Source organism: Inquilinus sp. (assembly GCF_057815775.1).
In genome coordinates, this window is record NZ_JBYRFX010000775.1 from 17,495 (window position 1) to 40,234 (window position 22,740).

The following is a 22,740-nucleotide window of genomic DNA, read 5'->3' on the forward strand; positions in this document are numbered from 1 at the left end:
CGGTTTCCTTCCCATGCCGCGGGGCGGGGCAGGGCTGCGATCGCCCTGGAAATCCGCCCGCGGCGCCATCGTCGAGCGGGATGCCGGACCCATCGCGGCCGGCCTCGCTTCAGGGCGTTGCGGTTCGATTTTCACCATGCTGCAACAGTTCATGCGCAGCCCGGAATCGTGATTGGGGAGCCTGCCATCGCGATCGGCGATGGCAGGGCCGGGCCGATCTGTCAGAGTGCGGGCAGGCGTCCAGGGGGGCTCCGGCGACTGCGGCCGGTGTGGTGAAAAATTCGGAGTGCGGAATGCAGATCGACCTCGTGTCCCTGAAGCTCTTCGTCTCCATCTGCGAGCACCGCAGCATCTCTCGCGTGGCAGAGGTCGAGCACATCGCCGCATCGGCGGTCAGCAAGCGCATGTCCGATATGGAAAAGAGAATGGGGATAACACTGTTCCACAGGAGCAACCGCGGGATCGAGCTGACCTCCGCCGCCCACGCCTTGCTGCGCCATGCCCACACCATCATGCGGGACTTGATGCAGATGGAGCGGGAACTCGTCGACCACGCGACGGGGATGCGCGGCCAGATCCGCATCCATGCAAGCGTGTCGACCATCGTGCAGTACCTGTCGACCGACCTCCGCGATTTCCTGGCACTCCATCCCGCCATCCGCATCGATCTGGAAGAAGGGCTCAGCCGCGAGGTGAGCCGCGCCGTATCCGAGAACGCGGCCGATATCGGCATCTTCGGCGGGCCTATGCCGTTCTCCGATCTTCGCGTCTTCCCCTACCGCAGCGACCTTCTCACGGTCATCATGCCGCCGGACCATCCGTTGAGCGGCGCGGATGGGGTGACGTTCGCCGAGATCGCCAGGCACGATCTGGTCGGGCCCCAGCTGGGCAGCTATCTCGATTCCCTGGTCACGCGCGCGGCCGCGGAACTCAGCCATCCGCTGCGCCTGCGCATCAGGGTGAACGGATTCGAGCCGGCCCGCGGCATGGTCGAGGCTGGGCTCGGCATCGCCCTCGTGCCCGAACTCCATGCCGCGCGATATGTGGAGAACGGCCAGGTGGTCGCTGTCAGGCTCGATGAGCCCTGGGCGGTGCGGCATTGGAAGATCTGCACCCGGGACGCGGCCTCGCTGCCGCCGCCGGTCCATCTCCTGGTCCAGCATCTCACCTCCCGCGAGGTGTAGCCGGGTGTCCCTTTCGTCATCGCCATCGGAGATGGCCGCGATGGGTTCGCCATGTTCGATCCGGCCGGCGCGTGGGGCGCCGCCAGTCCAGCGGCAGCGCCCTCGGACGAGGGCCGTTAGCAGGCCATCGCCGACATTCGGTCGGTGCGGGAATGTTCGCTGCTGGAATTAAGGCTCGATGTCTCCTTGTGGCGCAGAAGAGTCGTGGACTGCCCGAGGCGGAATGGTTTGATCGGAAGAATGTGCATCCAGGCACTGGTCCGAAAGGCGACAGGTCCTGCAACCGACCTACCCGACGACCGTCACTGATGGGCCGTCGCCCGGTGTCATGCCGGACAAGGGTTTGGGAAAACGCAGTTCGTCTTCAAGCTGCGCTGCCACCTCCAGGAGATACGTCTCCTCATGCCAGCGGCCGACGAGTTGCAGGCCGACTGGCAGGCCCTCCGGTGTCAGGCCGCAGGGAAGGGACAGGGCCGGGTGCCCGGTCAGGTTGAAGGGGAAGGTGTAAGGATACCAGGCGCCGCGGATCGTCCCGGCGTCACGGCCGGCGATCTCGACCCGGCCGAGCGGGTCGAGCCCGACCGGCAAGGCCGGCGCGGACAGGGTCGGCGACGCGATGACGTCGAAGCGCGCCAGGATCTCCTCGATCCGGCCGAAACAGGCGGTGCGGGCGAACTGGGCCTCGTGCAGGTCGACCGCGCTGCAACTCCGGCCGGCCTCGATCGTCGCGAGCAGGGTCGGGTCGAACTTCTCGGGCGACCGGGCCGCGGGGCCGCCGAGGCGAGCCAGCAGCAGCGAGCGCAGCAGCACCAGGAAATGCGGCTCCAGCGAGACCAGGTCGAGCTCGATCGGCTCGACCACCATGCCAAGCGCCTCGGCCTGGTGCATCGCTGCGACGACGGCGGCCTCGACAGCGGGGTCGAGCCGATTGCCGCAGCGCAGAAGCAGGGCGATGCGCGGGCGTTCGCCCTCCCGCAGCCGGCGATGGGCCAGGGGAAGCCCCTGGCCCCAGGGGTCGCGCCGGTCCGGGCCGGCGATGGCGTCGAACAGCAGCCGCGTGCCGGCGACATCGCGCGCCATCGGGCCGACATAGGAGTTGGCGCCGAACAGGTCCGGCGCCTGCAGGTTCGGGATGGCGCCCAGCGTCGCCTTGAGGCCGACCACGCCGCAGCAGGCGGCCGGGATGCGGATCGACCCGCCGCCATCGGACCCCAGCGCGACTGGCCCCATGCCGGCGGCGACGGCGACGGCGGCGCCGCCGCTGGAGCCGCCGCAGGTGTGGCCGGCGCTCCAGGGGTTCAGCGTGCGGCCGAAGAACGGGCCCTCGGTAAAGGGCTTGTGGCCGAATTCCGGCGTCGTGGTCTTGCCGACCAGGATGGCACCCGCCGCCCGGGCCCGGGCGACGGCGACGGCATCGGCCGTGGGCATTGTGCCGGCGAACAGGGCGCAGCCCTGGGTGGTGGCGACGCCTTCGGTGCTGGTCAAATCCTTGACCGTGAACGGCACGCCGTGCAGCGGCCCCAGCGCGGCCCCGGCCATCACCGCCGCCTCGGCCTGCCTGGCCTCGGCGCGGGCGCGGTCGGCGCACAGCGCCATCATGGCGTTGAGGTCCCGGCGGGCCTCGATCCGCGCCAGCGCGGCCTCGACCGCCGCGACCGGCGAGACCGCCCGGTCGCGGATCGCCGCGGCCAAGGCGGTGGCGGACAGGTCGGCGATCGCTGTGTCCATGGTGTCGTCCTTCAGACCATCCAGCGGCCGCCGTCGATCAGCAGCGTCTGGCCAGTGATGTAGCGGGCGTCCGCGCTGGCCAGGAAGGCGACCGTGCCGGCCACGTCCTCGGGCTCGGCGATGAAGCCGGCCGGGGTCGTCGCTTTGATCCGGTCGATCACCGCCGGCGCCAGCCGGTCATGGGCGCGGGTGCGGATCGCGCCGGGTGCGACGGCGTTGACCGTGACGCCATGCGGCGCCAGCTCGCGGGCCAGCGCCCGGGTGAAGCCGACAACGCCCATCTTGGCGGCAGCATAGTCGGTCAGCCCGGCATCGCCGACGAAGGCGGCGTCGCTCGACATGTTGATGATGCGGCCGCCGCGCTGCCGCATCGCCGGCACCACCAGCCGCGACATCCGCATCGTGGTCAGCAGCGAGACCTCGAGCACGAAGCGCCAGACCTCCTCCTCGGATTCATGGAACGGGGCGGCGCGCTCGCGGCCGCTCTGGCCGACATTGTTGAACAGGATGTCGACCGGCCCGAACGCCGCCACGGCACGGTCGTGGAACGCGGCCAGGACCGCCGCATCGGTGCAGTCGCCGACCATGGTGACGATATCTGCGGCCGGCGTTGCGGCGGCGATCTCCGCCAGCCCTTCGGCCTCGCGGTCGATCAGCGCGACGCGCGCGCCCTCGGCCAGGAAGCGGCGGGCGGTGGCGGCGCCGATGCCCTGCGCGGCGCCGGTGACGGCGACGGTCTTGCCGCTGAAGCGCCTGCTGACTGTCGTCATCGCCCGGCCCTCAATGGAAGGTGCGGCCACCATCCACGGCGATGGCCGTGCCGGTGACGTAGGAGGATTCGGTGCTGGTCAGCCACAGGATCGCCGCGGCGATCTCCTCGGGCGCGGCGATGCGGCGCAGCGCATAGCGGGCCCGCACCGCCTCATAGGCGGCCTGCGGGTCCGGGGCCGCGTCGATGCCGGACCGGAACAAGTCGGTCTCGACCGCGCCGGGGCAGACCGTGTTGACCCGGATGCCGAAGGGGGCCGCCTCCATCGCCAGGGCCTTGGACGCCATCTGCAGCCCGGCCTTGGAGGCGCAATAGGCCGTGCGGTGCTGCAATGGCGACAGCCCGGCGCCGGAGGAGACGTTGACGATGGTGCCGCCGCCGGCGGCGCGCAGATGCGGGAAGGCGGCGCGCGCCACCAGCATCGGCCCGGTCAGGTTGACCGCCAGCACGCGGCTCCACTGCGCCGGCTCCATCGCCTCGATGTCGGCGACTAGGTCTATCCCGGCCGCGCTGACGACGCCGTCGAGCCCGCCGAGGGCCTCGGCGCAGGCCATGACCCCTGCGGCGACGGAGTCCGGTTCGGACACATCGCCGGCGGCCACGGGTACGCCGGTCTCTTCCCGCAGCGCAGCCAGCGCCGCCTCGTCCCGGTCGAACACGGCGACGGCGGCGCCTTCGGCCAGGAAGCGCCGCACGCTGGCCAGCCCGATGCCCTTGGCCCCGCCCGCGACCAGGATGCGCCGGCCGGCCAGCGCGCCGCTCATGCCGCCGCCGCTCATGTCGTCGCCTTGGCGCGGGCGCGCTCCAGCCCCGGGCGCATGTCGTCGACCATCTCGTCGCAACGGCCGATCCAGACATCCGGGTGGCTCAGCGCGTGTTCGATCAGCCCCTGCAGCGCCTTGATGCGCGAGGGCTGGCCGATCATCTCGGGGTGCATGCCGACCATCATCATGCGGCCTTCGGCATAGAGCACGTCGAACTCGCCCTTCCAGGCCTCCAGCAGGGCCGAGGGGGCCTGCATGGTCCGGCCGGGCAGCACGATCGAGTATTGGAAGAACGGCGCGTCGTCGAGCACCCAGCGGAAGGGCAGCTCGACGATCTTCGTCGGCTGGCCTTCGACATCGTGCAGGTAGGGGGAATCGTCGTCGAAGAAGTTCGAGGAATAGTCGAAGCCGTATTCGACCAGCATCGGCATGGTGATCGAGCTGATCTCGGCGGCCGGCGAGCGCCAGCCGCGCGGCGGGCGGCCGCTGACCCGCTTGATCGACTGGAAGCCGCGCTCCATCTCCTCGCGCTCCTGCTCGGGGGTGAGGGTCAGGATCCAGGCGTGGCTGTAGCTGTGATGCGCCAGCTCGTGCCCGCGCCGCAGGATCTCCTCGATCAGCCCCTCGCGCTGGTCGATCACCAGCCCGGGGACGAAGAAGGTGGCCTTGATGCCGTAGCGGTCGAGCAGGTCGAGCACGCGGCCGGTGCCGACCTTCCAGCCATAAGCGCCCTGCGACATCAGGATCGGGCGGGTGGCATAGGCCGGGTCGCGACCGGTCCACATCGTCTCGGCGTCGAGGTCGAAGGTCAGGAACAGCGGGAAGCCCCGGCTGGTCAGCGGCATGGCGGGTCCTCGTCTAGACGAAGCGGTGGAAGCCGGCGCGGCGCTCGGCGATGAACAGGACGATCCCGGTGGCCAGGATCAGCAGCGTGGAGACGGCGGCGACGCTGGGGTCGACGCCCATCTCGACCGAGGAGAAGATCATGACCGGCAGCGTCGTCTGGTCGGCCCGGATCAGGAAGATCGTCACAGGCACGTTGTCGAGCGAGGTGATGAAGGCGAACAGAGCGCCCGCCACCAGCCCGGGCCGGATCAGCGGCAGCGTGACCAAGCGGAAGGCCTCGAAGCCGGTGGCACCGAGCACCCGCGCCGCCTCCTCGACCGCGAGGTCGAGGCCGGACAGGCTCGCGAGCGCCGAGCGCACGACATAGGGCACGGTGATGACGACATGGGCCAGCAGCAGCCCGACCAGGCTGCCGCGCAGCCCCGCCAGACTGTAATACTGCAGAAGCGCCACGCCGATCACGACGGCCGGCAGGATCAGCGGCGCCATCAGGAACGAGGTGATGGTCCCGGCGCCGGGCACCGCCTTGTGGAACAGGGCGTAGGCGGCGGCGACCCCGAGCAGCAGCGAGGTCGCGGTCGAGCCGCAGGCCAGGACCAGGCTCATGCGGATGGCCGAGAGATAAGCGGGATCGCTCAGCACCTTGCCGAACCAGGCCAGGGTCAGCCCCTGCGGCGGGATGGTGAGGTAGGAGGTGGTGCTGAAGGCGGCCAGCACGACGACGATCACCGGCAGCTGCAGGAAGGCGATGACGGCGAGCGCCGCCACGGTGACGCCGAGGCCGGGGCTGCCATCCTCCGCGGCGCTCATGCGGCCCCCGTCCAGCGCCGGGCCAGCCAGCCCGACAGCCAGATCACGCCGATCGCCATGGCGGTCAGGGCGAAGGACAGGGCGGCGCCGGTCGGCCAGTCCAGCAGCTGCAGGAATTCGTCGTAGATCAGCGTCGCCATGACCTTGTAGGTCGGGCCGCCCAGCATCAGCGGCGTCACCAGCGCGCTGATGGTCAGGACGAAGACCAGGATCGATCCCGCCAGGATGCCGGGCGCCGACAGCGGCAGCGTCACCGCGGCGAAGACATGCAGCCGGCTGGACCCGAGCGTGGCTGCGGCCGCCTCGACATCCCGCGGCACATTGCGGATCGCCGCGACCAGCATCAGCACCATGAAGGGCAGGTAGATATGGGTCATGCCGATCAGCAGCCCGGTCAGGTTGAACATCAGCTTGAGCGGGGTGCTGATCAGGCCCAGCTGCATCAGCAGGTTGTTGACCAGGCCATGGTTGGCCAGCAGCGCGATCCAGCCGAAGGACCGCACCACCAGATTCAGCAGCATCGGAAAGATGACCAGCAGGATCAGCGGCACCCGCCAGCGCTGCGGCCCGCGGGCGATCAGATAGGCCAGGGGATAGCCCAGCAGCAGGCAGGCCAGGGTCACGGCCAGGCCGAGGCCCAGCGTGCGCCCCAGCACCTCGCGGAAATAACCGTCCGTCACGATCTGGGTGTAGTTGGCCAGCGTCCACACGCCGGGTGTCAGCCCGGCGCCCGGCACGTATTCCCGGAAGCTGGTCGGCAGCATCATCAGCACCGGCACCAGGAAGAAGCCGGCCAGCAGCAGGGCCAGCGGCGCGATCAGCAGCAGGCCGTGGCGGGTCCGGATCATGCCGCGGTCCCGTCCGGCGCCATCGCGAAGACCGCCGCCGGGTGGATGCCCAGGCCGACCGGGGTGCCGGGGATTAGTGCGGCATCGGGCCCGCTCGACGGCACCTCGGCGACCAGTTCGATATCGCCGGCCAGCTTCACGACATATTGCAGTCGCGCGCCGGTGAAGGAGCGCAGGGTGACGGTGCCGGGCAACGCCCCGGCCGCGGCCGGGTCCCGATGCAGGCGGATCGCCTCCTGCCGGATGATGATGTCGACCGGCGCGCCCTCCGGCGCCTCGACCTGGGCCGCCGGCAGGATCAGCCCGCCGGCCAGGCGCAGGCTGCCGCCGGCGCCGTCGCGTGCGGCCACCGTGCCGGCCAGCCGGTTCGGCCGGCCGATGAAGCGGGCGACGAAGCCGGTCGCCGGGCGGTGATAGATGTCCTCCGGCGTCGCGAATTGCTGCATCACGCCCTTGGCCATCACCCCGACGCGATCCGACATCGACAGCGCCTCGCCCTGGTCGTGGGTGACGAACAGCGTGGTGATGCCGAGCTGACGCTGCAGCCGTTTCAGCTCGATCTGCATCTCGTCGCGCAGCTGGGCGTCGAGATTGGACAGCGGCTCGTCCAGCAGCAGCACCCGCGGATGCGGGGCCAGCGCCCGGGCGATAGCGACCCGCTGCTGCTGGCCGCCGGACAGCTGCCGCGGCTGCCGGTCGCCATAGGCCTCGAGGCGAACCAGCGCCAGCGCCTCCCGCACCCGGCGCTCCAGCTCCGCGCCCGCCACCTTGCGCCGGCGCAGGCCGAAGGCGACGTTCTCGAACACGGTGAGGTGCGGGAACAGCGCATAGGACTGGAACACCAGGCCCAGCCCGCGCTTGTTCGGCGGCAGCCGGGTCACGTCCTCCGTGCCGATCAGCAGCCGGCCGCGGCTCGGCTCCAGCAACCCGGCGACCATGCGCAGGATCGTGGTCTTGCCGCAGCCCGACGGGCCGAGCAGCGAGACGAACTCGCCGTCGGCGATCGTCAGCGACACATCGCGGACAACGTCGATGCCGCCATAGGATTTGCCGAGCCGGTCGAACACCAGGGCGTTCATCGTGGGCCGCCTTTTGCCTTGAGGATCAGCGCGCCACCTCGCGCTGCCAGCGGCGGGTCCAGGCCGGCAGGTTCCGGGCGATCACATCCGGGTCGATGAACCAGGTGTTCGCCAGTGTCTCGCCATAGGGCACGATCTTCTGCAGCTTCTCCGACAGCGTGACCTTGCTGTTCACCGAGCCGATATAGGCCCGCTCCGAGAAGCATTGCTGGCCCTCGGCGGAAAGTACCTGGTCGATGAATTTGTGGGCGAGGTCGAGCTTCTCCGTGCCCTTCGGGATCATGATCGCCGGCAGGATGCCGACCGCGCCTTCCTTCGGATAGGCGACGGCAAGCGGCAGGCCCTTGTCCATGGCCACGCCGGCACGGTCCGGATACCAGGGCGCGATCGCGATCTCGCCGCGCTCGAACAGCGACAGCAGCTGGTCGGCCTGGGTGTAGAGCACGGCGGAACCCTCGGCGAGCGGCCCGATCGCCGCGATGCCGGGGTCGACGTTGTCGAGCGTGCCGCCCTTGATCTTGTTCAGCGCCAGGAAGAACTGCAGGCCGGCGGTGCCGCTGATGTCGCCGATGGCGTATTTGCCGGCATAGCGCGGGTCGAACAGGTCGAGCCACGAGGTCGGGGGCGCCGGCACCAGCTTCGGGTTGTAGACCAGCACCGTGGCGCTCACCATCGCGACGACATAGCTGTCGTCCTTGCCCCAGGCGCTGGGGATGATGTCGGCCGCGTGGGTCAGCTTCCCGCGGTCGATGGTTTCCGCGAGCTTCTCGCCATGCATCTGCGCGGCGAGGGAGTTGTCGATGAACACCACGTCCATGTCAGGCGCACCGGCGGTGGCGCGGATGGCCGCGGCGAACTGGGACGAATTGCCGAGCTTAAGCGACACCGTGGCCCCGGTCGCCTTCTCGAAGGCGGCGACGTGGCAGGCCTTGACGTTGTCGGCGAAGGACCCGCCGAAGGCTCCGACGACCAGATCCTCTGCCCGGGCCGAAAGCCCGCTGCCCGCCACGACGATGGCGGCCAGGGCAAGACGGAGCAGGTACGGCATGGTTGCATCTCCCTGTTTGTCCGATGCGGCCGGCCGCTGTCTCGCGGCTTTGCGGCGGTTGCGGCAGGGCATCCCCGTCCGACCGGCCAAACCATGGCATGGTCGATTTTGTCTTTCAAGAAAGATAATTGAAAGATAGTTTGCCAATTCGATGTGCCCTCGGCGATCCTGTGGCAGTCCGAGGCCGGTCGACGGAGACCAATCGGGGAGAACGGCATGGGCGGCGATGCCCTGAGAAACATGGGCAAGCGAGAACCGGCGGTGCTGTGGGAGGACGACCGGGTCGGCGCCGGGATGCAGCGCTGGCGCCGCGAATTTCCGGACATCGACTGCTCCGGCAAGGCTGTGGTCGGGCGCCTCCTGCATCTGCATGAGGTCTTCCTGACGGCCGTCAACCGCACCCTGGCGAAGCATCGGCTGAAATACCCGGCCTATGCGGTGCTTGCGACCTTGCGGGTCGAAGGGGCGCCCTACCGGATGTCGCCCAAGGCCCTGCTGGATGCGCTGATCCTGACCTCGGGCGGCCTGTCCAACCTGCTGCGCCGGCTGGAGAAGGCGGGCCATATCCGGCGCATGGCCGACGAAATCGACGGGCGTGGTGTCATCGTGGAATTGACCGAGGCGGGACGGCGCCTCGTGGAGCCGGCCATGCGCGACCATGCCGAGACCGAGCGCAGGCTCGTCGGCATGCTGTCAGGGGATGAGCAGGGCGTCGCCGCCGAGATGCTGGGGCGCATGATTTGGGGCGGCCGGATCTCGTCATGACGGCAGGCGCTGCAGGTGCCCCGGCGGCCGGCCCGACCGCATGTCGGGAATGGTCAGAGCCGACGCGCTGGCGTCGAACGGTTCCTCATGACGTGTGCGGGCGCAACCTGGCGCGCGGCGGATCGACCCGTCGCGGTGACCACGCGCGAGCGGCTCAGGGACTGCGCCGTTTCCATGGCGAAGGGCGCGAAACGCGAAGCGAATTCCTGAGGCGCCCATTCCGCGACGGATCCAGCGATATGGATCGCGGCGATCGGCACGCCCGCCGCATCGGTCACCGCGACCCCGAGGGTGAGTTCACCCGGCACCGTCTCTTCCACGGCAAGGCCGAAGCCCTGGGCGCGTGCCTCCGCCACCTTGTCCCGGATCGCCGCGGGATCGGTGATGGTGTTGGGCGTCAGTGGTGATCGGTCGGACCGGGCGATGATGTCCTCGGCCTGGTCGTCGGGCAGGGCGGCGAGGATGGCCCGGCCGCCGGCCGAAGAGAACACCGGCACCCGACGGCCGATCAGCGTGCCGTAGAAATACTCGCGCTTGCTCTGCTGCCGGATCGCATAGATCAGCGTCAGGTCGTCATGCAGGCTGAGATTGACGCGTTCGCCGCAGGCGCGGCGCAGTTCGACCAGCGCCGGAGTCGCCGCCTCGATCAGCGGGTTCGAGCGCAGATAGAAATAGCTGAGGTCGAGCACCCGCTTGCCCAGCTTGAAGCGCCGGGTCCGCTCGTTCTTCTCGAGATAGCCGGCCTGCCAGAGCGAATGGGCGAAGCGTTGGGCCGCGCTCTTCTCCAGCCCGGTCAGGGCGACGATCTCGGCCAGCCCCAACTCCTCGGTCGATTGGCCGAAGGCCTCCAGCACGCGGAAGGCTTTCTCCACCGAGGCCACGATCAGTGAATCGCCGGACAAAATAACTCCGTTGCGCATTGACGAGCGTGCGTAAATCGCTTTACGATTTATTGTATCACAATCCAATACATTCGCAAAATAAGCAAAGACAACAGGCGATCGCCTCGGACTGTCCGACGGCGGTCGGGACAGGAGGCATCACATGTCCGGATATGTGGAGGGCAGGGTGGCGGCCGGCCCGGACCGAAGGGCCATGGGCGGGCGCCAGGCGGTGGGCGCTGCCGTCATCGGCAACATTCTCGAATGGTACGATTTCGCCATCTACGGCTATCTGGCGACGATCATCGCCAAGGCGTTCTTCCCCTCGGCCGACGAGGTCGGCGCGCTGCTCTCCACCTTCGCGGCCTTCGGCGTCGGCTTCGTCGCCCGGCCGGTCGGCGGCATCGTGATCGGCCGCATCGGCGACACGCGTGGCCGCAAGGCGGCGCTGGTGCTGACCATCTTCATGATGGCGGTCGGCACGGTCGGCATCGGCCTGATCCCCGACCACGCCACGATCGGTGTGCTGGCCCCGATCCTGCTGGTGGCCTGCCGGCTGATGCAGGGCTTCTCGGCCTGCGGCGAATGGGGCGGATCGACCGCCTTCATCGTCGAATGGGCGCCGCCGGGCCGCCGCGGCTTCTTCGGCAGCTTCCAGCAGGCCAGCGTGGCTCTGGGGTTGCTGCTGGGGTCCGGCGTCGCCGCCCTGTTCAGCACCGTGCTCACCGTCGACCAGATGGCAGGCTGGGGCTGGCGCGTCCCGTTCCTGATCGGCGCGATCCTGGTGCCCATCGGCATCTACATGCGCCGCAACATCGACGAGACGCCGGCCTACCGCGCGGCGCAGGAGAAGCAGGAGAAGATCGGGAAGGCAGCGCCGGCCGCCCCGGCGGACTCGCCGCTGGCGCTGGCCGGCAAGGCCTTCGGCTTCACCATCATCTGGACCGTGGCCTATTATGTGATGCTGAGCTACATGCCGACTTTCACCCAGAAGTACGGCGGGCTGAGCCAGACGGCGGCGCTGTGGTCGAACACCATCGGCCTTCTGGTCCTGGTGGTCGCCGTGCCGATGATGGGCCACCTCTCCGACAAGATCGGGCGCAAGCCATTGCTGCTGGCCTGCTGCGCCGCCTTCATCGTCCTCAGCTATCCGCTGTTCTCCATCATGGCCTCCGGCGCCGGCTTCCTGACCGTGGTCGCGATCCAAATCGTATTCGGCCTGGTGATCGCGCTGTTCTCCGGCGCCGGGCCGGCCGCGATCGCCGAGATCTTCCCGACCAGCTCTCGCTCGACCTGGATGTCCACGGGCTACAGCCTGGCGACGGCGATCTTCGGCGGTTTCGCGCCATTCGTGGCCACCTGGCTGATCAGCACCACCGGGTCGCCGGTCGCGCCGACCTACTACCTGATCGCCGCCGCCATCGTCTCCGCCGTCGTCATCGCGCGGCTGCGCGAGACAGCGCGCGACCAGCTGGGCTGAGGCCGCCGATGCACATCACCTTTCCCGGCAAGCGCATCCTGGTGGCCGGCGCCGCCCGCGGCATCGGCCGGGCCATCGCCGAGGCCTTTGCCGAGTGCGGCGCCGAGGTCTTCGCCGCCGACCTGCTGGTCGACGAGGTTGCGCGCTTTGCCGGCCCGGCCGCCGGCGGCACCATCCATGCTCTGGCGGTGGATGTCACCGACCCGGCATCGGTCGCGGCGATGGTGGCCGAGGCCGGCGGCGCGGGCGGCGCGATCGACGGGCTGGTCTATGTCGCCGGCGGCGTGCGCGGCCAGTCCCCGCATCCGGTCGAGGAGGTCGACCCGCAGGATTGGCGGGCGATCGTCGATGCCAACCTGACCGGTGCCTTCCTCTGCGCCCGGGCCGTGGCCCCGGTGATGAAGCGGGCAGGACAGGGCCGGATCATCATCATCTCCAGCCGTTCCGGCCTCGCCACCAGCCTCACCGGGATCCAGAGCTACGCCGCGGCCAAGCACGGCCAGCTTGGCCTGATGAAGCAGCTGGCCGATGAGCTGGGCCCGCATGGCGTCACCGTCAATGCCGTGGCCCCCGGCTTCATGCCGACCAGCCCGGATTACGAGCGGCAATGGGCCGGCTATGGCGAGGCCGGCCAGAAGGCGCTGATCCAGCGCGTGGCGATGCGCCGCCTCGGCCGGCCCGAGGACATCGCCCATGCCGTGCTGTTCCTCGCCTCCGACTATGCGTCCTGGATCACCGGACAGGTGCTGCCGGTGACCGGCGGCCCCGTGGCCTGACCTTTTAAGGAGTGACTCTCATGACCGAACCTGTGCTCGAGCCGTGGCAGTGGCCGGATGAACATTGGCAGCGCCTGATCAACCACGTGCGGGCCGGACGGCCGCTGCGGCCGGCCGCCTGGCCCGGCGGCGCCCGCTGCGCGGTCGCCCTGTCCTTCGACAGCGACCACGAGACCAATGAGCTGCGCGACGGCGGCAAGTCGATCGGCCGGCTGGCCTGGGGCCAGTACGGCAACCGCGTCGGCGTGCCGCGCATTGCCGCGCTGCTGGAGCGTCACGGCGTCAAGGCCACCTTCTACGTGCCCGCTGTCGCCGCCCTGACCCATCCGGACGAGCAGCGGGCCTTGGTCGCGGCGGGGCACGAGATCGGCATCCATGGCTGGATCCACGAGCTGAATTCCGTCCTGCCCTACGAGGCCGAGCGCGACCTGATGATGCGGGCGGCGGAGACTCTGGAAAAGATCACCGGAATCCGGCCCGTCGGGCTGCGCACCCCGTCCTGGGACTTCAGCCCGAACACGCTGCGCATCGAGACCGAGATGGGGCTGCTGTACGACAGCTCGCTGATGGCCGACGAGGATTGCTACGAGCTGGTGCTGGACGGCACGCCGACCGGCATCGTCGAGCTGCCGGTGGAATGGGTCCGCGACGATGCGGTGTACTTCATGATGAACCGCTTCGCGGCCCACCGGCCGTACACCCCGCCAACTGATGTCTTCGACATCTTCCGGCGCGAGTTCGACGCGGCCTATGAGGAAGGCGGCATCTTCCAGCTGACCTGCCACCCGCACATCATCGGCTACCGGTCGCGCATCTGGATCATCGATGAGCTGATCCGCCACGCCAAGTCGAAGCCGGGCGTCTGGTTCGGCACCCATGCCGAGGTCGCGCGCTGGGCCCGGGACAACGCCGCCTGAGGGAGCTGACGATGACCGACCATACTCACGGCGCGGCCCTGGCCTGGCTGGGCGGCCAGAAGGGCGCGATGCTGGCCCTGCTCGAGGAGCTGGTGAATACCGATTCCGGCTCCTACGACAAGGCCGGCGTGGACGCGGTCGGCGAGCGTCTGCTGCGCTTCTTCGCGGAGCAGGGCATCGCCACCTCCGTCCTGCCGCAGCCGGAGCATGGCGACGTCATTCGGGCGACCGTGCCGGCCGCCGGCGGCGGCAACAAGCCGATCGTGCTGATGGGCCATCGCGACACGGTGTTCCCAAAGGGCGAGGCGGCGCGGCGCCCGTTCCGGATCACGGATGGCCGCGCCTACGGTCCCGGCGTCTGCGACATGAAGGCGGGGCTGGTGATGAACGCCTTCGTGCTTGCGGCCTATGCGAAGTTCGGCGGCGCACCGGCGCCGCTGATCGGCCTCGTCACCAGCGACGAGGAGATCGGGTCGCCTGCCTGCCGGCCGGCGATCGAGGCGACGGCGCGGGAGGCGCGGGCCGTGTTCAACAGCGAGCCCGGCCGGCCCAGCGGCAACGTCGTGACCGGCCGCAAGGGCGGCGTGTTCCTGCACATGGAGGTGCTGGGCAAAGCCGCCCATTCCGGCGGCAATTTCCAGGAGGGCATCAGCGCCATCGCCGAGCTGGCCCACAAGATCGTCGCGCTGCAGGCAATCACCGATCTCGCCCGCGGCGTGACGCTGAATGTCGGGCTGGTCTCGGGCGGGCAGTCGGTCAACACCGTGGCGCCCAAGGCCGAGGCGCAGATCGATTTGCGCTATGTCGAGCCGGCCGACCGCGATATCGCCGTCGCGGAGATCGAGCGGATTGCGGCCCATTCGACGGTGCCCGGCACCACCGCACGGGTCGAGATCCGCGGCGAGTTCAAGCCGTTGGTGCAGGACGAGACGTCGGCCGCGTTGTTCGAGACCTATGTCGGCGCGGCGGCCGAAGCCGGCCTGACGGTCGCCGGCGAGTTCTCCGGCGGCTGTGCCGATTCCGGCTTCACCGCCAGTGTCGGCTGCCCGACCATCTGCGCGGTCGGGCCTGTCGGCGGCAAGGCGCATTCGCCCGAGGAATATATGGAGGTCGACACATTGGTGCCCCGGGCCAGGAGCTTGTTTCTTGCAATCGGTCGTCTGGCTCGCTGAGCAAGCGGCTGGAGAAGGCGACGGCTGGATCACGCCTTGGAGAGCGGCCGCGGATCATCGCCGCCGCCTTTCTCGATCTCCAGAGGTGAAACATCATTTCCGGTTGTCAGGCATGTGAGTCTTCCGATTTTGCTATCCCGCGAAACTCTGATCGGTTGCGATGGCTACTGAGCAAGGCGGTCCTACGCTGCAAGACGCGTCCTGCGCATTGGCTTGGTCGCAAGAATCGTTGGTTGCGCGTCCCCAACTTGAAGCTGCGTCGGATGACCTAGCCCGAGGGGAGGGGCGCGTGGTCACGAGGCTAGATTGGCCCTAGCCGGCCCGGATAGTGGCGTTTCACAGCGGCGGTGGCCGACGGCGGCGATGTCGGTTCCGGGCGTGCCCGGTTAAAGCGCTATAACGAAGACGCAATTCTCCTCTTCATCCACCAGGGGACGCCATTCCAAGTCGAGAATCGAGAACTGTTCTGCCGCCGGCCATTCCGATCGCCGGCACCCGTCGCATGTCAGGCCCCGGCGCGATCCGATGAGATGCCCGTGCGCTTCAGGGGAATGTGTTCAGACGGGCGCCATGCCCATCCCTCTATCCACCTGGCGATATCGGCAGCCTGCCGGGACAGCTCCGGAACTCCCATCAGCTCGCCGAAACGGCCGCGCGCCAGGGGCCCGGCCACCAGCACGGCGCCGCTGACCCGGTCTGCGGCGCCGATCGCGCGGCTGGCGCCGTCGACGGAGAGGCCGAGGCCGAGCGGGTCGGCCGTGACCAGCCCGGCGGCCCGTAGTGCCGTCAGGAAGGGGGCGTGATCGAAGATCCGGTCATGGGCTGGGCCGGTCGTGACCACCACTGCGTCGAAGGCCCGTGTCGAGACCGCGCCGGTGCGGCGCAGATGGAGATCGATGTCGAGTGCAGCCACCCCGGGCCGGGCGCCGCGGAGCGATGCGGCGAGGATGGTGAATGAACCTTGGGCCTCCCGCCGGGCCAGGACGGCCTCGACCTGGGGCGCGATGCGAAAGCGGTGCGTGTCCCAGAACGGGCGGAGATGGCGCAGGAAGCGGCGGCGGCCGCTGTCGGGCAGCGCGGCCCACAGGGCCGGTGCCTGGAGCCGGACCGCATCCAGCACATCCTGCCACGGCGCCCCGCGTCCGGCCGCCTGGGCCACCGTCAGCCTGACTTGCGCCACCAGATCCGACAACGATGCCGTTGGGGCCGGGGCGGCGGTGTCGGCACGCCGGTCGGATGGCCCGGCATGCCCCCGGGATCGCAGGCCGCGCCGCGAGAGGGCGGTGATCGGACCGCGATGGCCCCGGCGGTCCAGCGATGCGACCGTATCGGCCATGGTCAGGCCGGTGCCGACGATCAGCACGCGGTCGTCCCGCCCGACCCCGGCCAGCGCGGCATCCGCCCAGGGGTCGGCGATGATGCGGCTGTCCGCCAGGCCGGCGAACACCGGCAGCGGCTGTGGCGGCGGATGGCTCGCGGCCAGCACCAGCAGATCGGCCTCGACGCGGCGGCCCGAGGCCAGCGTCAGCCCGTGGCGACCGCCCGACCCGCAGCTGTGCTGCGCCCGGTCGCGGATATGCTCGATGCGCCCGGAGGCGAGGTGCGGTGCCAGATGGGCGGCGACATATCGCCCGAACAGGCTGCGCCGAGGGAAGGCGCGCCCATCGGCAAGACGGGCCTCTGGGTCGTCCGCCAGCGCGTCCATGGCATCGAGCCAGCGCGTAAAATGCCCGGCATCGGCAGGGTCGAGGCTCATCATCGCCGCCGGCACGTTGACGCGATGCGACGGGTCGGCCGTGGAATAGGCCAGGCCGGCCCCCAGCACCGCCCGCGGTTCGATCACCGTGATCGTGACGGGGGCGCTGCCCTGCGCCAGGTGAAAGGCGACAGCGGCGCCGGAAAATCCGCCACCGACGATCGCGACCTTCATTGCGCGGACTGGCGCCGGTCTGGCCGGTGATCGCCGGCAATGGTCTCGCCGAACGGGCCCATGTTGATCGACGTCGCCGCCGTCTTTGCCGGGTGTGCAAGCGGCAGGGTGGGCAGCACCAGCTCGCCGAAGCGGTAGGCCTCCTCCAGATGCGGGTAGCCGGACAGGATGAAGGTGTCGATGCCGAGCCGGCGGTATTCGTCGATCCGGGCCGCGACCGTCTCGGGGTCGCCGACCAGTGCCGTGCCGGCGCCGCCGCGGACCAGGCCGACCCCCGCCCACAGGTTGGGGCTGATTTCGAGCTGGTCGCGCCGCCCGCCATGCAGCTGTGCCATGCGGCTCTGGCCCACCGAATCCATGCGCGAGAACACGGCCTGGGCGGCAGCGATGGTGTCGTCGTCGAGATAGCGGATCAGGTCCTCCGCCGCCGCCCATGCCTCCGCAGTCGTCCGGCGGACGATGACGTGCAGGCGGATGCCGAAGGAGATTTCGCGCCCCTCGGCCGCCGCCAGCGTCCGCACGGTTGCCAACTTGGCCGCAACGTCGGCCGGCGGCTCGCCCCAGGTCAGATATTTGTCGACGGTGCGGGCGGCGACGCGGTTGGCGGCGTCGGAGGAGCCGCCGAAATACAGTGGCGGATGCGGCGCCTGCACCGGCGGGAACAGCAGCCTGCCGTCCTCGATCCGGAAATGCTTGCCCTCATGCGCCACGGTCTCGCCGCGCAGCACCGCCGTGTAGATCGCCAGGAATTCCTCGGTGATCTCATAGCGCTCGGCGTGGCTGGCGAAGATGCCGTCGCCCTTGTTCTCGACTGGGTCGCCGCCGGTGACGACGTTGATCAGCAGCCGGCCGCCGGAGATGCGGTCGAGCGTCGCCGTCATCCGGGCGGCCAGGGTCGGGGATTGCAGGCCGGGTCGCACGGCGACCAGGAAGCGCAGCCTTTCGGTCAGCGGGACCAGGGCCGAGGCGACCACCCAGCTGTCCTCGCAACTGCGCCCGGTTGGCAGCAGCACGCCGTAATAGCCGAGCGTGTCGGCCGCCTGCGCCACCTGTTTGAGATAGGGCAGGTCGACCGACCGGCCGCCGATCGCGGTGCCGAGATAATGGCTGTCGCCATGCGTCGGCAGGAACCACAGCACATTGATGCGGTCGGGACCCTGGTCGGGTGCGGGGATCGTCATGAGGCCACCGGGGCGTTGCGGAAGGGCGGGACGGCTGACCGGCAGGTCAGCTCCAGGCGTGCAGCGGCGGGTTGATGCCGTTGAGGGCGTAGTTGCCGAGGATCGCGTATTTCCAGCGCACCGGATCGTGCAGCGTGTGGGTGCGGGCGTTGCGCCAGTGCCGGTCCAGCGCGTGTTCGGCCAGGGTGGAGCGGGTGCCAGCCAGTTCGAACAGCCGGTTGGTGGCGGTGATGGCGATCTCGGTCGACAGCACCTTGGCCTCGGCCACCGCGATCTGGGCCTCGGCCACCGTCTCCGCCGTCGGTGACGCGACGGCACGGTCAACGGCCAGGCCGGCCCGATCGAGCAGCGCCTCGGTGGCGTGCAGCCGCAGCGTCAGGTCGCCGATCGCCTGGATGGTGTAGGGATCCTGCCAGGCGTGTTCCAGGCCGCTGTCGACCCAGGCCCGGGACTTGGTCCGCACGAAGGCGATGGTGTCGTCGATCGCCGCCTTGGCGATGCCGGTGTCGACCGCCGCCTGGATGATCTGGAAGATCGCGCCGTCGGCGGTGGGCCGGTCATAGCCCTTGTAGCCCGGCACCAGATGCGTCTTCGGCACCTTCACGCCATCGAGGATGACGGTGCCGCTCAGTGTCGTGCGCTGGCCGAAGCTGGACCAGTCGTCGATCACGGTCAGGCCCGGCGCGTCGCGGTCGGCGATCGCGTACCAGGCGCGGCCTTCGTCATCGAGCGCCACGATTGGCACCAGATGGGCCAGCAGCGCGCCGCTGGAATAGAACTTCCGGCCCTGCACGACGACATGGTCGCCCGCATCGGTGAAGCGTGTCTCGAAATCGGCCGCGCGCTTCGACCCGAGCTCGGAGAAGGCGTTGCCGAAGCGTGTGCCCTTCAGCGCCTGGCCGAACAGCAGCGCCTGCTGCGCCGGGTCGGACACGGTGCGGATCGCCGCGATCACGCCGAGATGGTTCTGCGGGATCTGGCCGAGCGACGGGTCGGCGGCGGAGATGATGGCGATCACGCGCGACAGCGTGACGTAGGACAGCTCCGGCCCGCCGAACGCCCTGGGCACGTTGATCGACCACAGCCCGCTCTGCGAGAAGGCGTCGAGTTCGGCGACCGGCCAGCGGCGGGTGCGGTCGCGTTCGGCGGCGCCCTGGGCAAAATCGGCAGCCAGCCGCTGGGCCACGGCGATCGCCTCGGCGTCGTCCCGGATCACATGGGCCGGTGCTGCGGGCCGGGGCAGGCCGGGGACGCCATCCGGCGCGGTCTGGTCGACGAGGGCGATGGACATCGCGGTCTCCTTGCTCGGGGCTGTGGCGGGTGTGCGGGGTCAGGCGGCGGGGCTGACGATCTGCAGCCGCGCCTCGGGCGCTGGCGCCGGCGGTGCTTCGCCGAGATAGAACGCCTTGATGTCGTCGCGGCGGCGCAGCTCGTCGGCCGGCCCGGCCAGGACGGCGCGGCCGTTCTCGATCACGGTGGCCCGGTCGGCATAGCGCAGGGCGACGGTGGAATTCTGCTCGGCCACCAGGATCGACAGGCCTTCGCGCTGGTTGAGGGCCTTCAGCGTCTGGAAGATGTCCTGCACCACCAGCGGCGCCAGGCCCATCGAGGGTTCGTCGAGTACCAGAAGCCGGGGGCGGGACATCAGGGCCCGGCCGATCGCCGTCATCTGCTGCTCACCGCCCGAGGTCAGGCCGGACACCGTCCGGCGCTTCTGCTGCAGGCGCGGGAACAGGGTGTAGATCCGCTCCAGGTCGCGGGCGATGTGGTGCCGGCCGGAGCCGCGACCGATGCCGCCGGTCACCAGGTTCTCCTCGACCGTCAGCGTGCGGAAGCAGTGGCGCCCCTCCAGCACCTGGACCAAGCCGCGTCGGACCAGTGCCGATGGCCGGATGGTGGCGACGTCGACACCTTCGTAGCGAATGTGCCCGGCCGTGACCTGGCCGCGCTCCGCCGGCAGCAGGTTCGAGACGGCCTTCAGCACCGTGGTCTTGCCGGCGCCGTTGGCGCCCAGCAGGGCGTGAATTTCACCGCGGCGGACCGTGAAGCCGACATCGTGCAGCGCGACGACGGCATGGTTGTAGGTCGCCGCGACACCCTCGACGGTCAGCTGGATTTCATCATGCGGCATGGCCGGACGGTCCTGGGTGTGGATCGGCGGGCCGGCGCGGTGCCCGCCCGCCGGTCGCGTCAGTTGGTGGCGATGTCGTCGTCGCCCGTCTTGCGCGGCGTGATGCCGTGCTCGGCGGCATAGGCGGCGGCAGACTTCTCGATGATCGGGCGCAGCAGCGCCCAGTCCGGCGCGATCCAGCCGGAAACGACCTGCCACTTCGCGCCATCCCATTGCTGGAACGTCACCAGCCCGTCGCCCTCATGGTTGTCCCAGGTGACGTTGATCGAATGGAACAGGTCCTTGGCGCCCAGCGCCTCGACCCGGGCGGGGTCGAGCTGCAGGTGCTCGAAGCCCCAGCGCACCTCGTCGCCGGTCAGCGTGCGGTGGCCGAACTTCTCCTGGGCGATGCGGATCGCCTCGACATTCAGGATGCCGTTCACGATGCCCAGGTTGTGGTAGACGCTGCCGATGCGCTTGGGGTCGTCGAGGTTGCCCTTGCCGGCGCCGTACACCGTCTTGATGATCTCCTGCAGCACCGGGTATTGCGACCCGGAGGCCTGGGTGGTGATCGCGACATAGCCCTTGGCGGCGTCGCCGGCCGGGATCACGTCCTCTTCCGAATTCGACCAGACATTGCCGACGATGTGGTCGGCCGGGAAGCCGACCTTCTGCGCCGTCTTCAGCGCCACCGGGTTCATCACGCCCCAGCCGTGCAGCACGACGTAATCCGGCTTGGCGCGGCGGATGGTCAGCCATTGCGACTGCTGCTCGTTGCCCGGGTGCGGCACCTCGATCTGCTGCACGGTGAAGCCGTATTTCTGGGCCAGCAGCTCATAGATCGGGATGGTTTCCTTGCCGTAGGGCGAGCCGTGATAGAGCACTACGATCTTCTTGCCCTGCAGCTTGTCCAGCCCGCCTTCGCGGCTGGCGATGTAGTTGATGATGCCCGAGCTCTCGCTGTACGGGTTCAGCAGCAGCGGGAATACATAGGGGAACACGCGGCCGTCGGTCGAATCCGTGCGGCCGTGGTTGATGGTGATCAGCGGCGACTTGTCGGCGGTGATCCGGTCGATCATGGCATAGGCGATGCCGACCGACAGCGGGTTCCAGGCGGCGATGCCGGCATGGCTCTTCTGCCGCTCATAGCATTCGACGCCGCGCTCGACCTCGTACTGGGTCTCGCATTCGTCCCAGGTCAGCTTGACGCCGTTGACGCCGCCGTCGCGGATGTTGATGAGGTTGAGGTAGTCGATGAAGCCGCCGAAGAAGCCGGTGCCGCCGGCGGCGTAGGGGCCGACGCGGTAGCTCTGCAGGGGAAAGTACTGCTCGTCCGCCTGGGCGGCGGGGGCGGCGATGCCGAAGGCCAGGGCGGCAGCCAGGGCGATGGTTTTCAGGATCATGGGCAGGCTCCGGGTCAGGGGCGGTGTGCGGACAGGCGACGGGTCAGCCGGTCCCAGAGGGCGACGAGGCCGTCGGGTTCGGCGATGAGGAAGAGGATGATCAGGGCGCCGAGCACGATGCGCTGGCTCATGTCGAGCACGCCGGAATCGAACAGGCCGCCGAGCAGGAAACTGCCGATCCGCGACAGCACCAGGGGGAAGACCACGATCAGGGCCGCGCCAGAAGGCACCGCGGATCGAGGCCAGCCCGCCGATGATGATGATGAACTTGATCTGGAACGACCGGTCGAGGTTGAACCCGGCCGGTTCGACCGTGCGCAGATAGGCGAAGGCCCAAAGCGCGCCGGCGACGCCGATGATGAAGGACGAGACGGCGAAGGCGAGCAGCTTGGTGCGCAGCACCGGCACCCCGATCACCCGGGCAGCGGTCTCGTTGTCACGCACCGCGATGAAGTTGCGGCCGGCCTGGGACCGGACCAGGCGCAGCGCCACCAGGGTGAGCACGGCGACCACGGTCAGCGAGAACAGGTAACGCCCGACCGGCCCGTCCAGGGCCAGGCCCGCGATCCGCAGCGGCGGCGTGTTGATGACGCCGGAGGGGCTGTCGTTCGAGAACCAGCTGAACTTGGTCAGCACCCATTGCACGAAGAATTGCGCCGCCAGAGTCGAGACGGCGAGGTAGAAGCCGCGCAGCCGCAGGCTGGGCAGGCCGAACACGATGCCGATCGCGGCGGCGACCAGCCCGGCCGCCACGATCGACCCCAGGAAGGGCAGGCCGTCGGCCCGCAGGTTGAAATTGTAGGCGGCGAAGGCGCCGACGGCCATGAAGGCGGCGCTGCCGAGCGACACCTGCCCGGCATAGCCGGTGAGCAGGTTAAGGCCGAGGGCGGCGAGGCTGAGCGCCAGGAACGGGGTCAGGATCGCCTCGAACAGGTAGTTCGATGCGGTCAGCGGGATGATGCCATAGGCCAGGGCGAGCAACGCCACGGGCCCCAGCCAGCGTGGCAGGCGTCGCGATGCCGGGCGATCGAGGATCGTGGTCGCCATGC

Annotated in this window: 20 protein-coding genes; 6 read left to right on the top strand and 14 right to left on the bottom strand. The window is 69.4% G+C overall.

All coding sequences use genetic code 11. The features are described 5' to 3' along the window. The first annotated feature begins 80 nt into the window (after positions 1 to 80). Entirely contained in the window at positions 81 to 1,184 is a 1,104-nt protein-coding gene (locus AC3XYG_RS27465) for a LysR family transcriptional regulator (protein WP_489143054.1), read from the top strand. 288 nt (positions 1,185 to 1,472) lie between these two features. Here the strand turns inward: AC3XYG_RS27465 and AC3XYG_RS27470 are convergent, their stop codons facing one another. From AC3XYG_RS27470 to AC3XYG_RS27505, 8 genes are read right to left on the bottom strand one after another with little or no spacing between them, the layout of a single operon-like run. Next, positions 1,473 to 2,912, bottom strand: a complete 1,440-nt coding sequence (locus AC3XYG_RS27470) for an amidase (protein ID WP_489143055.1) — start codon at positions 2,910 to 2,912, stop codon at positions 1,473 to 1,475. A gap of 11 nt (positions 2,913 to 2,923) precedes the next feature. Beyond that, entirely contained in the window at positions 2,924 to 3,682 is a 759-nt protein-coding gene (locus AC3XYG_RS27475; RefSeq protein WP_489143056.1) for an SDR family NAD(P)-dependent oxidoreductase, read from the bottom strand. Positions 3,683 to 3,692: 10 nt separating this feature from the next. Then, complete coding sequence (locus AC3XYG_RS27480) at positions 3,693 to 4,460, bottom strand: SDR family NAD(P)-dependent oxidoreductase (protein WP_489143057.1); 768 nt, start codon at positions 4,458 to 4,460, stop codon at positions 3,693 to 3,695. Then, the gene (locus AC3XYG_RS27485) at positions 4,457 to 5,290 is read right to left on the bottom strand and encodes a polysaccharide deacetylase family protein (RefSeq protein WP_489143058.1); all 834 of its coding nucleotides are present in this window, start codon (positions 5,288 to 5,290) and stop codon (positions 4,457 to 4,459) included. Before AC3XYG_RS27485 ends, AC3XYG_RS27480 begins: the two co-directional genes overlap by 4 nt. 13 nt (positions 5,291 to 5,303) lie before the next feature. After that, the gene (locus tag AC3XYG_RS27490) at positions 5,304 to 6,101 is read right to left on the bottom strand and encodes an ABC transporter permease (RefSeq protein ID WP_489143059.1); all 798 of its coding nucleotides are present in this window, start codon (positions 6,099 to 6,101) and stop codon (positions 5,304 to 5,306) included. Further along, entirely contained in the window at positions 6,098 to 6,949 is an 852-nt protein-coding gene (locus AC3XYG_RS27495) for an ABC transporter permease (protein ID WP_489143060.1), read from the bottom strand. Before AC3XYG_RS27495 ends, AC3XYG_RS27490 begins: the two co-directional genes overlap by 4 nt. Further along, positions 6,946 to 8,028, bottom strand: a complete 1,083-nt coding sequence (locus tag AC3XYG_RS27500; RefSeq protein ID WP_489143061.1) for an ABC transporter ATP-binding protein — start codon at positions 8,026 to 8,028, stop codon at positions 6,946 to 6,948. Before AC3XYG_RS27500 ends, AC3XYG_RS27495 begins: the two co-directional genes overlap by 4 nt. A 25-nt stretch (positions 8,029 to 8,053) precedes the next feature. Beyond that, on the bottom strand, positions 8,054 to 9,076 hold the full coding sequence (locus AC3XYG_RS27505; protein ID WP_489143062.1) for an ABC transporter substrate-binding protein: 1,023 nt from the start codon (positions 9,074 to 9,076) through the stop codon (positions 8,054 to 8,056). Between the two features lie 216 nt (positions 9,077 to 9,292). On the opposite strand from AC3XYG_RS27505, the gene AC3XYG_RS27510 reads away from it, so the two are divergent. Then, positions 9,293 to 9,841, top strand: a complete 549-nt coding sequence (locus tag AC3XYG_RS27510) for a MarR family winged helix-turn-helix transcriptional regulator (RefSeq protein WP_489143063.1) — start codon at positions 9,293 to 9,295, stop codon at positions 9,839 to 9,841. A gap of 53 nt (positions 9,842 to 9,894) precedes the next feature. Here the strand turns inward: AC3XYG_RS27510 and AC3XYG_RS27515 are convergent, their stop codons facing one another. After that, positions 9,895 to 10,743 carry an IclR family transcriptional regulator gene (locus AC3XYG_RS27515; protein WP_489143064.1) on the bottom strand — a complete coding sequence of 283 codons (849 nt, stop codon included), beginning with the start codon at positions 10,741 to 10,743 and terminating at the stop codon, positions 9,895 to 9,897. 142 nt (positions 10,744 to 10,885) lie between these two features. On the opposite strand from AC3XYG_RS27515, the gene AC3XYG_RS27520 reads away from it, so the two are divergent. Genes AC3XYG_RS27520 through AC3XYG_RS27535 form a run of 4 tightly spaced genes read left to right on the top strand, consistent with a single transcriptional unit; the run spans position 10,886 to position 15,067 of the window. Continuing rightward, positions 10,886 to 12,202, top strand: a complete 1,317-nt coding sequence (locus AC3XYG_RS27520; protein WP_489143065.1) for an MFS transporter — start codon at positions 10,886 to 10,888, stop codon at positions 12,200 to 12,202. 8 nt (positions 12,203 to 12,210) lie between these two features. Beyond that, complete coding sequence (locus AC3XYG_RS27525; protein ID WP_489143066.1) at positions 12,211 to 12,978, top strand: SDR family oxidoreductase; 768 nt, start codon at positions 12,211 to 12,213, stop codon at positions 12,976 to 12,978. A gap of 20 nt (positions 12,979 to 12,998) precedes the next feature. Then, complete coding sequence (locus AC3XYG_RS27530; protein WP_489143067.1) at positions 12,999 to 13,895, top strand: polysaccharide deacetylase family protein; 897 nt, start codon at positions 12,999 to 13,001, stop codon at positions 13,893 to 13,895. 11 nt (positions 13,896 to 13,906) lie between these two features. Then, complete coding sequence (locus AC3XYG_RS27535; RefSeq protein ID WP_489143068.1) at positions 13,907 to 15,067, top strand: M20 family metallopeptidase; 1,161 nt, start codon at positions 13,907 to 13,909, stop codon at positions 15,065 to 15,067. 505 nt (positions 15,068 to 15,572) lie between these two features. Here AC3XYG_RS27535 and AC3XYG_RS27540 read toward each other — a convergent pair. From AC3XYG_RS27540 to AC3XYG_RS27560, 5 genes are read right to left on the bottom strand one after another with little or no spacing between them, the layout of a single operon-like run. After that, the gene (locus AC3XYG_RS27540; RefSeq protein WP_489143069.1) at positions 15,573 to 16,997 is read right to left on the bottom strand and encodes an FAD/NAD(P)-binding protein; all 1,425 of its coding nucleotides are present in this window, start codon (positions 16,995 to 16,997) and stop codon (positions 15,573 to 15,575) included. Next, a complete protein-coding gene (gene ssuD / locus AC3XYG_RS27545; RefSeq protein WP_489143070.1) occupies positions 16,994 to 18,178 on the bottom strand; it encodes an FMNH2-dependent alkanesulfonate monooxygenase in 1,185 nt (394 codons plus the stop codon). Before ssuD ends, AC3XYG_RS27540 begins: the two co-directional genes overlap by 4 nt. A 46-nt stretch (positions 18,179 to 18,224) precedes the next feature. Then, positions 18,225 to 19,469: an SfnB family sulfur acquisition oxidoreductase gene (locus AC3XYG_RS27550; RefSeq protein WP_489143071.1), complete on the bottom strand. Its 1,245-nt coding sequence runs from the start codon at positions 19,467 to 19,469 to the stop codon at positions 18,225 to 18,227. A 39-nt stretch (positions 19,470 to 19,508) separates the two neighbouring features. Next, complete coding sequence (locus AC3XYG_RS27555; RefSeq protein ID WP_489143072.1) at positions 19,509 to 20,309, bottom strand: ABC transporter ATP-binding protein; 801 nt, start codon at positions 20,307 to 20,309, stop codon at positions 19,509 to 19,511. Between the two features lie 59 nt (positions 20,310 to 20,368). Next, positions 20,369 to 22,738, bottom strand: a complete 2,370-nt coding sequence (locus tag AC3XYG_RS27560) for an ABC transporter substrate-binding protein (protein ID WP_489143073.1) — start codon at positions 22,736 to 22,738, stop codon at positions 20,369 to 20,371. Between the last annotated feature and the right edge of the window lie 2 nt (positions 22,739 to 22,740).